Consider the following 13,863-nt stretch of genomic DNA (forward strand, 5'->3'; position numbering starts at 1 on the left):
GTGTCGTGAAAGGCTTCAAGGATGTGTCCGTTCTATATATTGGTTGAGTGGACTAATAACTGGCGAGCTCTGCAGTTGATTTAATACAGTAATTGAATGTGCTCGATATAGAAGTATTGGATTGATTGACTGCCGGGTCCGCTTTGCTGCGGATGTAGCCAATAAAAAAGCCGCGCTCCTGCGAGCGCGGCTTTGATGAAACTCGCATTGAAACTGGGGCTTAGAATTCCGCCCAATCCGACTCGCTGGACGGCGCCGCTGCAACCGCGCTACGCGCTGCAGGACGCGCCGCACGCGTTGCGACCGGCGTGCTGACCGCAGCCGGTCGCTTGGCGGTGATGTGGCGCACCACCGGCGTGGCGCGGGTCACCGCTTCCAGGTCGGCCGACAGGCGGAACAAGGCCACCGCTTCGGTGAGCTGCTGTGCCTGTTCTTCCATCGAGCGCGCGGCGGCGGTGGCTTCTTCCACCAGCGCGGCGTTCTGCTGGGTGGCCTCGTCCATGTGGGTCACGGTCTGGTTGACCTGCTCGATGCCGGCCGACTGTTCCTGCGAGGCGGCGGAGATCTCGCTCATGATGTCGGTGACGCGCTGCACCGAGGAGACGATCTCGCTCATGGTGCTGCCGGCCTGGTTCACCAGTGCCGAGCCTTCGGCCACCTTGCTCACCGAGTCGTCGATCAGGCTCTTGATTTCCTTGGCGGCACCGGCCGAACGCTGCGCCAGCGTGCGCACTTCCGAAGCCACGACCGCAAAACCGCGGCCCTGTTCGCCGGCACGCGCCGCTTCCACGGCCGCATTCAAGGCCAGGATGTTGGTCTGGAAGGCGATGCCGTCGATGACGCTGATGATCTCGGCGATCTTCTTGGACGAGGTTTCGATGCCGGACATGGTGGTGACCACCTGGCCGACCACGCTGCCGCCGTGCGATGCCACGCCTGCCGCACCAATCGCCAGCTGGTTGGCCTGACGCGCGTGTTCGGCATTTTGTTTGACGGTGGAGGTGAGCTCCTCCATCGAGGCGGCGGTTTCTTCCAGGTTGGCGGCCTGTTGTTCGGTACGCTGCGACAGATCCTGATTGCCCGCGGCGATCTCGCCGGCCGCCGTATTGATGGCCAGGGTGGAGTGCTTGATGCGGCCCACGATGTCGGTCAGGCGTTGCACGGTGGCGTTGGCATCGTCACGCAGACGCGCGAACACCCCATGGAATTCGCCGTCCATGCGTGCGGTCAGGTCGCCATCGGCCACCGCGCCCAGCAGCTGCGACAGCTTGCCCAGGTTGCGATCGCTGACTTCCATCATCGAGTTCAGATCCGCCACCATCACCGCGAAGTCGTACTTGAAGCGTGCCGCATCGCCGCGGGCGCTGAAGTCGCCAGCCGCGGCTGCCTGCGCCAGCTGCTTGATCTCGGTGTTGATCGACAACAGGCTGGCCTTGGCCGCATCCATCGCTTCGTGCAGGATCGCGCGGCTGGCCGGCAGACGGCGGGCGTCCTGGGTCAGGTCGCCTTGTGCGTACTGGTTGAGGATGCGCACCGAGTCGGTGATGGCATCCAGATGTTCGAAGATCATGGTGTTGATGCCGCCGGCCAGCGTGCCGTACACGCCGGGGAAATCTTCCGGCATGCGGTGGGTGATGTCTTCGGCCGCATGCAGGTGCGACATGCGCGCGGTCTCGTCGGAGAAGCGCCGCAGCATCAGGGTCATGCCGCCGGTGGCGTCCAGCATCTGGCCGATTTCGTCCTTGCTGGTCTTGCCGATCTGCACGCTGAGATCGCCCCGCGACACTGCCTGGATGGCGCCCAGCGCCCTGGACAGCGGGTTGGTGATGCTGCGTGCAATCAACCAGCCAAAGGTCACCGACAGGGCCGCCATCAGCAAGGTGCCGATCAGCAGCACCGCACTGGTCAGCTTGAACGAGGCGCTGCTGGCCGCAACCATGTTGGCCAGTGCAGTGGACTGCTCGGCGTACATCTTGTCGATGGTCTGGAACAGCACCTTGCGGATGTCGCCGGACTGCTTGTTCGCCAGGATCGCCGCGGCGTAGTCGGGCTGCTTGTACAGCGCACGCAGTGTCTTGTTGGCCTCGAAGTAACTTGCGCTTTCCTTGGCCAGCTTGTCGTAGCCGGCCTTCAGCGGGGAGCCGGCGCCGACCTTGGCCTCCAGTGCCTTCTGTGTCTGGAGGTAGCTGGCCTGGATCTCGTCCATGCGGGTGAGAAAGTAGGCGTAGCGCTCGGGATTATCCAGATTGACGAACTGGCCCGACTCGTAGATGCGGAATTCGCCACCGAAGGCGCGCAGTTCCGACAGCCTGCTCAGCACCGGCACGACATTTTCATTGATCAGCACGGCCTGCTGCTGCATTTGCTTCATGCGCGAGAAGCCCAACCCACCCAGCAGGGCGGTGAGCACGGCACTCAGGCAGAACGCAAACATCAGTTTGCGGCGGATGGGCCAATCGTTGAACTTGTTCATCATGTACTCCGGGCGATGCAAGGCGATGTGTGTCCTGCACGCTAACGGCCCGGGGCCCGGATTCTTTACTTTGCAAGGATGAACGCGGCGTGTTCGGCGACGCGCCGCGTGCCGATTTGCGATGAAGCGCGCCGCGAAAGACGCGGTGCGGCGTCTAACCATGCCGTGCGCGGCAGGTCATCGTGACGTCTCACACAGCGCAGCTGCCGCGCCCGTGGCCGGGCACGACAGCGGGCGGTTCAGACCCGTGGGCGCGATGGCCTGGATGCAGGGTGGGCGGCGATGGCGGTGAGCGTGGGCCTGCCGGTCGATGCGGTGGCTGGGGACGTATCGGCAAGCGTGAAGCGCGACACCGCCTGCGCGAGCTGGCCGGCCTGTTCTTCCATCGCACGCGCGGCGGCGGTGGCTTCTTCCACCAGTGCGGCGTTCTGCTGGGTGGCTTCATCCATCTGGGTGACGGTGAGGTTGACCTGCTCGATGCCGGCGGACTGCTCCTGCGAGGCGGCGGAGATCTCGCCCATGATGTCGGTGACGCGCTGCACGCTGGCCACGATCTCGGCCATGGTGGTGCCGGCCTGGTGCACCAGATGCGAGCCTTCGCTCACCTTGTGGACCGAATCGTCGATCAGGTGCTTGATCTCCTTCGCGGCGCCGGCAGAGCGCTGCGCCAGCGTGCGCACCTCCGAGGCCACCACCGCAAAGCCGCGCCCTTGTTCGCCGGCGCGCGCGGCTTCGACCGCCGCGTTCAAGGCCAGGATGTTGGTCTGGAAGGCGATGCCGTCGATCACGCTGATGATTTCAGCGATCTTCTTCGAAGAGACCTCGATGCCGGACATGGTGGTCACCACCTGCGCCACCACCGCGCCGCCATGCGCGGCGACATCGGCCGCGCCGATGGCCAGTTGGTTGGCCTGGCGCGCATGCTCGGCGTTCTGCCTGACGGTGGAGGTGAGTTCTTCCATCGAGGCAGCGGTTTCTTCCAGATTGGCGGCCTGTTGCTCGGTACGTTGCGACAGGTCGCTGTTGCCGGCAGCGATCTCGCTGGCTGCGGCATTGATCTGCGTGGCCGAGGTCTGGATACCGGAGACGATGCTGGTGAGCTGCGCCACCGTGGCATTGGCATCGTCACGCATGCGTGCAAACACGCCTGCGAACTGCCCATCCATGCGCACGCTGAGGTCGCCTTCGGCCAATGCGCTGAGCAGGCTGGAAATGCGCTCCAGTCCTTGCGAGGTGGTTTCCAGCAAGCCGTTGAGCTGACGGCCGAATTCCAGATAGAAGCCGTGCTTGTCATCCAGCGCCAGGCGCTGACCGAAGTCGCCCATCAAGGCAGACTGCACCAGTGCGGCCACTTCTTTTTGCGTGCTCACTTCGGCACTGACGTTGCGCCACAGCAGCATGCTGCCGCTGCGATGGCCGTCCGGCGCGTACAGCGGAGTCATGGTCAGGTCCAGGGTCACCGGGCCGAAGGTGTAACGCTCGGACACGGTGGACTGCAATTGCTGCAATTGCTGCGTGCGCGCCCTGCCGTCGGCGTCGGTGCCGAACACGTATTCCAGCGGCTTGCCGACCACCGCATCGGCGCTGAAACCGGCCTGGCCCTTGGCATGGAAAGCCGGTTCGCCATGCTTGAACGAGGTGTGCAGCGCTTCGGTGATGAATACCGCATTGTGGTGTTCGTCGGACAGCAGCACTTCCATCTCGGAGTGCTCCAGCGCGGTGCGGATGCGCAGGTTTTCGTTGGCAACCGCGGTGTCGCGCTCGATGCGCGCGCGCAGATCGTTCTGCATGCGCTGCATCGCGCCCATCAGCCGGCCCACTTCATCCTGGCGTTGCACGGCGATCTGGTTGTCGAGCTTGCCCGAGGCGATCGCGTCGGCCACGCCCACCGCCGACTCCAGCGGACGCACCACCTGGCGACGCAACAGCAGGAACAGCGCGCCGCTGAGCACCACCGCCGAACCCAGCCCCACCAGCAGGATCGTCCACAGCAGGCGATGCGCCTGCTGCATGATGGCCGCGTACGGCACCACCACGCCCAGCGCGAAACGTTCCTGCGCCTTGCCGATCTGCAGCGGCACATAGGCACTGACCATGCCGGCCGCGTCGGGGGTGAAATCGACCGAATCCTTGCCAGCCTTGATGGCCTCCAGCATGGTGCGGTGTCGTGCATCGGTCAGCGGCTTGCCGATGCGCGTGCTGTCGCGCGAGGACAGCACCACGCCGGCGGGCGACAGCAGCTCCACATACCCGCTGTCCATCGGGCGCAGGGCGCCCAGGCGCTGTTGCAACGCCGCCAGTGCCACGTCCACCGTCACTGCGCCCAGGTAGGTACCGTCGTGCAGGATGGGCGTGGACAAGGTGGTCATCAGCACGGTCTTGCCGCCGATCTTGTAATCGTACGGTTCGGCCACGGTCTGCCGCAGCAGGGCGCGCGGCTTGAGATTCCAGTCACCCAGGCCGGGAGTTTCGTAGTCGGTGAGCGGCTCACGCACCAGGGTGTGGCCGTCGCGTCCCCAGTAGGTCATGAAACGGCCGGTGGCGTCATGGCCCTGGGTATTGGCAAAGGCGCTGTCCTTGCCATCGAAGGCCTGCGCTTCCCACAAGGTGCCCATGCCCACCCATTCGGGATGGTCCTGCAATTGATCGTGCACCACCGCGGCGGCGGTGTCGCGGCTGATGCCACCGTTGGCGCGCTGCACCAGCAAGGTGGTGGCCAGGGATTGACCGGTGGTCAGCGCCTGACCCAGTTCGCTGCCGATCTGCTCGGCCTGGTAGCGCGCAGCGTTCTGCATCGTGGCCTGCGCCGATGTACTCAATGCGCCGCTGCTTTGCCAGTAGGTGATGGCCGCGGTCAGCCCGAAGCACAACGACGCAATGACCGCAGTGCCGAACATCAGGCGATACGCCAGGCGTCCGCCGAAACGTGAGTGCGTGGAAAGCGAAGTCATGGGTGTGGCCGCGGAGAAGGGAGAAGGCCCCGCCGGGGCGGGGAATCTGCAGGCAAAGCAGGCAGCGCACCTGCTGTTCGACCGCCGGGCAGGTACGGCTGCGATCAGAACCCGGCATGGCGCGCGCGCCGGCTGCCATCCGGACGCGCGGTGCGCGCCCACTGGAGCTCACGCGCGCGACACCCGTCGGCCGCGGCTAGTAGGCGGCCAGCGCCACGCGCTTGGGTGCGCGCGCACCCACACTGCCGTGGGAGCTGGCCGTGGTCGCCACCACCCGGAAGATCGACACCGCATCGTCCAGTTGCTGCGCCTGCTGCTGCATCGCATTGGCCGCGGCGGTGGCTTCTTCCACCAGTGCGGCGTTCTGCTGGGTGCTCTCATCCATCTGGGTGACGGTGAGATTGACCTGCTCGATGCCGGCGGACTGTTCCTGCGAAGCGGCCGAGATCTCGCTCATGATGTCGGTGACGCGTTGCACCGAGGACACGATCTCGGCCATGGTCTTGCCGGCCTGGTCCACCAGCGCCGAGCCCTGCGCGACCTTGCCGACCGAATCGTCGATCAGGTGCTTGATCTCCTTGGCCGCACCGGCAGAGCGCTGCGCCAGGGTGCGTACTTCCGAGGCCACCACCGCAAACCCACGCCCCTGTTCGCCGGCGCGTGCCGCTTCCACCGCGGCATTGAGCGCCAGGATATTGGTCTGGAACGCGATGCCGTCGATGACGCTGATGATCTCGGCGATCTTCTTCGAAGAGTGTTCGATGCCGGACATGGTCTCCACCACCTGGCTCACCACCTGGCCGCCCTGCGAGGCCACGCCGGCGGCACCGATCGCCAGCTGGTTGGCCTGGCGCGCGCTTTCGGCGTTCTGCTTGACGGTGGAGGTGAGCTCTTCCATCGAGGCGGCGGTTTCTTCCAGGTTGGCGGCCTGCTGCTCGGTGCGCTGGGACAGGTCGTTGTTGCCGGCAGCGATCTCGCTGGCCGAGCCGGTGATGGAGGCGGCGGCCTGCTGGATGCGCCCGACGATGCCGGCCAGCTGGGTGGCGGTGGTGTTGGCATCGTCACGCATGCGCGCAAACACACCGTGGAACTCGCCGTCCATGCGTGCGGTCAGGTCGCCCTCGGCCAGTGCGGTCAGCAGCTCGGACAGCTTGCCCAGATTGCGGTCGCTGACCTCCATCATGGCGTTGAGGTCGTTGATCATGCGCGCCGAATCGTGCTTGAAGCGCGCGGCATCGCCACGTTGGCTGAAATCGCCGTTGGCGGCGGCCTGCGCCAGGCGCTTGATCTCGTTATTGATCGCCAGCAGGCTGGCCTTGGCTGCATCCATGGCTTCGTGCAGCACCGCACGCGTACCCGGCAGGCGCGCCGCGTCGCGCGACAGGTCGCCCTGCGCGTATTCGTTGAGGATGCCGATGGCATCGACGATGGCATCCAGGTGCTCGAAGATCATGGTGTTGATGCCGCCCGCCAGTTCGCCGTAGACGCCCGGGAAGTCGGTCGGCATGCGGTGGGTGACGTCGTCGCCGGCGTGCATGTGCATCATCACCTTGGTCTGCGCAGAGAAGCGCTCCAGGGTATGCACCATGTCGTCGGTGGCCTTGAGCATCTGGCCGATTTCGTCATTGCCATGCTCGGCGGTACGCACGCTCAGGTCGCCGCGCGCCACGCCCTTGATCGCTGCCAGGGCACGCGAGACCGGCTCCAGGATCGAGTTGCCGATCATCCAGCCCACCAGCAGGTTGAGCAGCACCAGCACCGCACCGGCCAGCGTCACGATGCCGGTGAAGGCCAGCGCCTGCGACTGGGTGTCGTCCAGGTAGACACCGGTGCCGATCACCCAGCCCCACGGCTTGTACAGCGCCGCGTAGGAGGTCTTCTGCACCGGGTCCTTCTGCCCGGGCTTGGCCCAGGTGTAATCGACATAGCCGCCGCCGGCCTGCGCGGCGGTCACGAACGCGGGAAAGATGCGCTTGCCGTCGGGGCTGAGCACGTCGTTGAGCGGCTTGCCATTGAGATCCGGGCGGGTGGGATGCATCAGCATCACCGGCGCCTGGTCGGTGACATAGATGTAATCCACACCGCCGCGTGCACGCATGGTCGACAAGGTGTGCAGCGCAGCCTTCTTGGCGGCGTCGACGTCCATCTCGCCCTTTTGCGCGCGCTCGGCATAGCCGTTGACCACCGCGATCGCCATCTCGATCTGGCTCTTGAGGCCGTCGCGACGGGTGTCGGTGAGGTCCACGTACTGCATGCGTGCCGCGATCACGGCCAGGATGATGATGCCCAGCGCAACCAGCGCCGTCTGGGCGAGGAATTTGCGCTTGAGCGGCACATTGGCCAACGTCTTTGCGAGCGAGCTCTTGAACGTCATGACAGGTATCCAGCGAGAGGATTGTGACCGGGATAAGTCGAATAGCGACCCATTGGGAAAAATGTTGAGCATCGCGTGACGCTGTTTGTGCTAGCGCGGCGCACAGCCGGTTTTCAGCGCCATCCGGGCGCTCGAGCGTTCGACCGACGCGATGCCCCGCGCCGATGCATGCGCTCACGCGCGGCGCACCGCACATCGCACACCTCGCTCTGCAGGACAGAGCGCATGGCATGCGCAGCGTGGGGGCTGGCAGACAGCGATGCAGGGAGAGCGGCCGCCTGGCCGCACATCGGGCGAGCTCAGTGCTGCGGCGACGCGCCGACCGGGGTGATCGAGGCCTGCAGGTTCTGCAGTTCGGTCCACAGCAGCTGGCGGGTGTCGCCGGCATGGCCCAGCGCCAGGGCCTGGGCGTCGTGCAGATCGCCGTCATGCAGGGCGCGATTGGCCTGGCGGTGCTGCGCAAGATACTGGCCCAGCTGCTGCTGCACCGCTGCAAACTGGCGCGCCTGTTCGCCCTGCGGCGCGCTGGCCTGGAAGTAGCCGGCATGGCGTGCGATGCGTTGGCGCAGGTTGCCCAGACGCTCGTCGTAGGCCTGCACGCGCGCCGGGTCCTGCGCCGCGGCCAGCTGGGCACGCTGATCGTTGCGCAGCTGCACCAGGTCCACGGCAAGCGACTGCAGTGCGCTGACCGGCACGTTGTCGAGCAAGACGGACACCGGGGCGGCCGGCGCGGCGAAGGAGGGCGGCAACGACACGCCCGCGGCCAGCACGGCAACGGCAAACACGGCGCCCAGCACGTTGCGGGCAGAGCGGATGGGATTGGCGGTGTGCATGCGGGACGTCCTTCAACGATGTGCGGGCGATGTGGCCCTCAGTGCCATGTGTATCGGCCGCAGACGCTTGTGCTTGATCACCTTTCGACCAACGGCACTGCAGCGTGGTGAATTGTTGGCTTGGTGAAGTGCGCGGCGATGGAGTCCTGTGGCCGGATAGCAGAACGCCCCGGGGTGACCGGGGCGTTTCGACGGATCGTGAAGCGCCGGGTTGTGCGCTGCCTGGCGCTGTTGCGTCGGGCCGTCTCCTCAACCCAATCCCTCTCCCGGGGGGGAGAGGGGTTCAGCAGCCGTGGACTTAAAACTCGCGCCAGCTCGCATCGTTGTCGGCAGCGACTGCCAAGGCCGGCCGCTGCGCCGCGGCGGATCTGGCTGTAGGCCTGGCCGTCGCAGATCCGGGCTGCCGGGGAGCGACCGTCGAGGCGACGCTTGCCAGGTGTCGCGGGGCAGGGCGGTGCGTTGCCGCCGGCTGCGTTGCGCCGGGATGGATCTTGAAGATCGACACGGCATCGGCCAGCTGGCCGGCCTGTTCTTCCATCGCCCGCGCGGCCGCCGTGGCTTCTTCCACCAGCGCGGCATTCTGCTGGGTGGCTTCGTCCATCTGGGCTACGGTGAGGTTGACCTGTTCGATCCCGGCCGACTGTTCCTGCGAGGCGGCGGAGATCTCGCCCATGATGTCGGTGACGCGCTGCACGCTGGCCACGATTTCGCTCATGGTGGTGCCGGCCTGGTCCACCAGCGCTGCGCCTTCGGCCACCTTGCTCACCGAGTCGTCGATCAGGTGTTTGATCTCTTTCGCTGCACCGGCAGAGCGCTGCGCCAACGTGCGCACTTCCGAGGCCACCACCGCAAAGCCGCGGCCCTGGTCGCCGGCGCGCGCCGCTTCCACCGCCGCATTCAAGGCCAGGATGTTGGTCTGGAAGGCGATGCCGTCGATCACGCTGATGATGTCGGCGATCTTCCTCGACGAGATCTCGATGTCGGCCATGGTCGCCACGACCTTGTCGACCACGGCGCCGCCCTGCGAGGCGACCGCAGCGGCGCCAATGGCGAGCTGGTTGGCCTGGCGGGCACCTTCGGCATTCTGCCTGACGGTGGAGGTGAGCTCTTCCATCGAGGCAGCGGTTTCTTCCAGGTTGGCGGCCTGCTGTTCGGTGCGTTGCGACAGATCGTTGTTGCCGGCGGCAATTTCGCCGGCCGCAGTATTGATCGAAGCGGTGGCGTGCTGGATGCGTCCGACGATGCCGGACAACTGATCGGTGGTGGCGTTGGCATCATCGCGCATCTGCGCGAACACGCCATGGAACTGGCCGTGCATGCGCTCGGTCAGGTCGCCGCCGGCAATGGCCTGCAGCACCTTGGACAACGCACCCAGATTGCCGTCGGCGGTGGCCATCAACTGGTTGAGGCTCTGCACCATCGCCAGAAAATCGTGCTGAAAGCGCTGCGTATCGCCACGCACGCTGAAATCGCCATTGGCCGCGGCCTGCGCCAGCAGCTTGATTTCGTCGTTCATCGCCGAAAGATTGCGCTTGACCGCATCCATGGTGTCGCTGAGCACGGCCTTTTCGCCGGGCAGGCGGTCCATGTCCTGGCTCAGGTCACCAATGGCGTAGCGCGACATGATCTGCGCCAGCCGCATCTTCACTGCAATGTGCGATTCGACCAGGGCGTTGGTGTCGCGCACCATGCTGCCGTATTCGCCGGGGAAGGCGTCCTGGTCCATGCGGAAGCTGAGCTGGCCTGCCTCGTGCCGGCGTGCCATTTCCTGCTGTGCGGCGGCCACGGCCTTGAGCTGATCCTGCATGCCGCGCATGCTGGTCAATAATTGACCAGGCTCATCGCCGGGTTGCGGGCCGATCGGGTTGTCCAGTTCACCGTGTGCGATCGCCTCGGCGACCTGTGTGGCCTGCCGGAGCGGGCGTACCAGGCTGCGCGAGATCAGCCACGCCAGTGCGGCCGCCAGGCCGGCGGACACCAGGCCGAACGCAATCAGGGCACGGTTGGCCAGCGCGACGCTGCTCAGGATGGTGTCGGCACCGGCGGCATTCTGCTGGTTCTGCAGTTGCACCGCTGCGGCAATCGCCTTGGAGCGGCGTTCCAGCAACGGTTGCGCCTGGCCGCTCAACAGTTGCTTGGCACCGTCCAGGTTGCCCTCGCGCACCATGCCGAGCAAGCGGTTGTTGGTGGCGCGCGCCGCGGTCAGGCTGTCTTCGATGGCCTGGCGTGCGCGCATGCCGTCGGCGTCGGTGGGCAGCTGCTTGAGCGCGTCCCATAGCTGCGCGTAATGCGTGCGGTTGGCCTTGAGCTGGGCATCGACGGCGGGCAACTGCTGCGGCGTCGCCAGCATGAAGTCGCGCATGTAGCGCTCGCCAAGCATGTTGCTTTCACGCATCTGGTTGAGCAACGCGGCCTTGCGGTTGTTGACCTCGATGATGATGGAGACCTGGTTCTTGACGGTCTTGAATTCGTACAAGGCCAGGGTGGTGGAGCCGGCCAGCAGCACGATCAGCAACGCGAATGCCAACGCCAGGCGTCGCCCGACGGTCAGGGAATGCAGGAATGTCATGGTGTTCTCTTGGGGAGGGTGGGAAAGAGATACACCGGTAGCGTGCGCTAGCCTGAATTCTTAAGTCCTGATGCTGCACTGCAGCATGCTCGCGTTCAGTCGTGTGGCAAGTGCAATCAGCGCTGCAGCGGCACTCAGCGCGCGCGCGTAGGCCGCGCCCGGCGAGATGTGCGGCGTCGATGATCGGCACTCGTGGTGATGGACGAGTGGGTCACTGCATCCCCCGCAGAAACCATCAAGCCCCGGCATCGCTGCCGAGGCTTGATCGTGAAGGCTGCAATGGCCGCCGAGGCGGGTGCGGGCGTCAGAACTCGTGCCAGCTGGTGTCGCCGTTGGCAGCCGCTGCCAGGGCCGGGCGCGCCGGACGCATGGTGGCTGTCGGCGTGGCGGCCGCGGCACGCTTGTCGGCTGGCTTTTTGACGGCCTTGACCGGCGACGGAGCGGGGCGGGCCACTGCCGTCGCCACGGCGGCGGTGGGCTGAAGCTTGAAGATCGCCACCGCGTCGGACAGCTGGCCGGCCTGTTCTTCCATTGCGCGTGCGGCGGCGGTGGCTTCTTCCACCAGCGCCGCGTTCTGTTGGGTGGCTTCATCCATCTGGGTCACGGTGAGGTTGACCTGCTCGATCCCGGACGATTGCTCCTGCGAGGCGGCGGAGATCTCGCCCATGATGTCGGTGACGCGTTGCACGCTGGCCACGATGTCGGCCATGGTCTTGCCGGCCTGGTCCACCAGCGCCGAGCCTTCGGTCACCTTGCTCACCGAATCGTCGATCAGGTGCTTGATCTCCTTCGCGGCGCCGGCGCTGCGCTGCGCCAGCGTGCGCACCTCCGAGGCCACCACCGCAAACCCACGCCCCTGTTCGCCGGCACGCGCGGCTTCCACCGCCGCGTTCAACGCCAGGATGTTGGTCTGGAAGGCGATGCCGTCGATCACGCTGATGATCTCGGCGATCTTCTTCGAAGAGACTTCGATCCCGGACATGGTGGTCACCACCTGCGCCACCACGCTGCCGCCCTGCGAGGCGACCGACGCCGCGCCAATCGCCAGCTGGTTCGCCTGGCGTGCATGCTCGGCATTCTGCTTGACAGTGGAGGTGAGCTCTTCCATCGAGGCGGCGGTTTCTTCCAGGTTGGCTGCCTGCTGCTCGGTGCGCTGCGACAGATCCTGGTTGCCGGCGGCGATTTCGCTGGCGGCGGTATTGATCGAGGTGGTGGCGTGCTGGATGCGCCCGACGATGCCCGACAGCTGCTCGGTGGTGGCATTGGCGTCGTCGCGCATCTGCGCGAACACGCCATGGAACTGCCCGTGCATGCGTTCGCTCAGATCGCCGGCGGCAATGGCCTGCAGCACCTTGGACAGCGAGGCCAGGTTGGCGTCGGCGGTGGCCATCAGCTGGTTGAGGCTGTCCACCATGGCGTGGAAGTCGTACTGGAAGCGCTGCGCATCGCCGCGCACGCTGAAATCGCCGTTGGCGGCGGCCTGCGCCAGCGTCTTGATCTCGCGGTTCATCGCCGAGAGATTGGCCTTGACGGTATCCATGGTGTCGCTGAGCACGGCCTTTTCGCCGGGCAGGCGCTGCATGTCCTGGCTCAGGTCGCCGATGGCATAGCGCGACATGATCTGCGCCAGGCTGTTCTGCACAGTGACATGCGCGCCGACTAGGCTGTTGGTGTCGTGCACCATCGTGCCGAAATCGCCGGGAAATGCCTGCGGATCCATGCGATAGCTGATCTGTCCGGCGTCATGGCGTTGCGCCATCTCCGACTGGGCGGCCAGCACGGCCTGCAACTGTTGCTGCATGCCCTGCATGCTGTGCAGCAATTGCCCGGCTTCGTCGCGGCTGTCGACCTGGATGACGTTATCCAGCTTGCCCTGGGCGATGGCACCGGCCACGCGGGTCGCACGGCCGAGCGGGCCGGCGATGCTGCGGGCAATGAACCAGCCCGCAAACGCGGCCAGCAGCACCGCCAGGGTCATCGCTGCAACCATCACCTGTACCGAGCGTCGATAGGCTGCTTCGGCCTGATCGATCTCGTTGGTCATGTGTGCGGTATTGAACTTGGTGAGCTCCACCAGCTTGGCGAACAGCTCGCGCCGCGCCGGACGCGATTGCTCGTCGGACACGGTATTGGCGGTCACCAGATCGCCGGCGCGCACCGCGGCGCTGAGCGCGGCGTTGGCCTTGTAATAGTCGGCCAGGGTCAGCTTGACCGCCTCGTACAACTCGGTCTCCTTGCCCGGCGTGGTGGTCTTGGCATAGGCGCTCTGCGCGGCGTCCACGTCGGCACGCGCCTTGTCCATGCGTTCGAAATAATTCTGCACCGCCTTCGGGTCGTCGGCGTGCGCCAGCTGGGCCAGCTCGTAGGTGCGGAATTCGCCAAGCAGCGCGCGCATTTCGCTCAGCTGCTGCACTGCCGGCGCCCACACGTTGCCGATCTCGCGCAACAGGTGCGCGCTCGACTGCATGCGAGCAAGCGCAAACACGCCCAGGCTCAGGGTGATCAATGCGGTAAAGGAAAACGCCACGGCCAGCTTGCGGGCAACGGCAAGATTGCGGAACCAGTTCATAGTGGTCTTCTCGTGTTGCAGAGAACGACTGGCCTCGTGGGCGCCCGTCACCAGACGGGCCAAAGACGATGGCAGAGTCGAAAGATCCGGACAA

The 13,863-nt window shown here is 65.7% G+C and carries 5 protein-coding genes and 1 pseudogene; all 6 read right to left on the reverse strand.

Features of this window, described 5'->3' with window-relative positions:
• Nucleotides 1-220: 220 nt before the first annotated feature.
• Complete coding sequence (locus RZV17_RS09575; RefSeq protein WP_355608901.1) at nucleotides 221-2,473, reverse strand: methyl-accepting chemotaxis protein; 2,253 nt, start codon at nucleotides 2,471-2,473, stop codon at nucleotides 221-223.
• Between the two features lie 347 nt (nucleotides 2,474-2,820).
• A pseudogene (locus RZV17_RS09580) lies at nucleotides 2,821-5,424 on the reverse strand (methyl-accepting chemotaxis protein); the annotation flags it as partial.
• A gap of 196 nt (nucleotides 5,425-5,620) precedes the next feature.
• Entirely contained in the window at nucleotides 5,621-7,798 is a 2,178-nt protein-coding gene (locus tag RZV17_RS09585) for a methyl-accepting chemotaxis protein (protein WP_166744962.1), read from the reverse strand.
• 299 nt (nucleotides 7,799-8,097) lie between these two features.
• Nucleotides 8,098-8,631 carry a hypothetical protein gene (locus tag RZV17_RS09590; protein ID WP_184372439.1) on the reverse strand — a complete coding sequence of 178 codons (534 nt, stop codon included), beginning with the start codon at nucleotides 8,629-8,631 and terminating at the stop codon, nucleotides 8,098-8,100.
• A 298-nt stretch (nucleotides 8,632-8,929) separates the two neighbouring features.
• Nucleotides 8,930-11,200, reverse strand: a complete 2,271-nt coding sequence (locus RZV17_RS09595) for a methyl-accepting chemotaxis protein (RefSeq protein ID WP_355608905.1) — start codon at nucleotides 11,198-11,200, stop codon at nucleotides 8,930-8,932.
• Between the two features lie 304 nt (nucleotides 11,201-11,504).
• Nucleotides 11,505-13,769 carry a methyl-accepting chemotaxis protein gene (locus RZV17_RS09600; RefSeq protein WP_355608908.1) on the reverse strand — a complete coding sequence of 755 codons (2,265 nt, stop codon included), beginning with the start codon at nucleotides 13,767-13,769 and terminating at the stop codon, nucleotides 11,505-11,507.
• Nucleotides 13,770-13,863 lie beyond the last annotated feature (94 nt).

Origin of the sequence: Xanthomonas cannabis (assembly GCF_040616535.1) — a bacterium.
Lineage (GTDB): Bacteria > Pseudomonadota > Gammaproteobacteria > Xanthomonadales > Xanthomonadaceae > Xanthomonas > Xanthomonas cannabis.

What these genes read in the sequence shown, in the direction of transcription:
- RZV17_RS09575 (WP_355608901.1), bottom strand. Translation starts at nt 2,473, where the DNA reads ATGAACAAGTTCAACGATTGGCCCATCCGCCGCAAACTGATGTTTGCG.
- RZV17_RS09585 (WP_166744962.1), bottom strand. Translation starts at nt 7,798, where the DNA reads ATGACGTTCAAGAGCTCGCTCGCAAAGACGTTGGCCAATGTGCCGCTC.
- RZV17_RS09590 (WP_184372439.1), bottom strand. Translation starts at nt 8,631, where the DNA reads ATGCACACCGCCAATCCCATCCGCTCTGCCCGCAACGTGCTGGGCGCC.
- RZV17_RS09595 (WP_355608905.1), bottom strand. Translation starts at nt 11,200, where the DNA reads ATGACATTCCTGCATTCCCTGACCGTCGGGCGACGCCTGGCGTTGGCA.
- RZV17_RS09600 (WP_355608908.1), bottom strand. Translation starts at nt 13,769, where the DNA reads ATGAACTGGTTCCGCAATCTTGCCGTTGCCCGCAAGCTGGCCGTGGCG.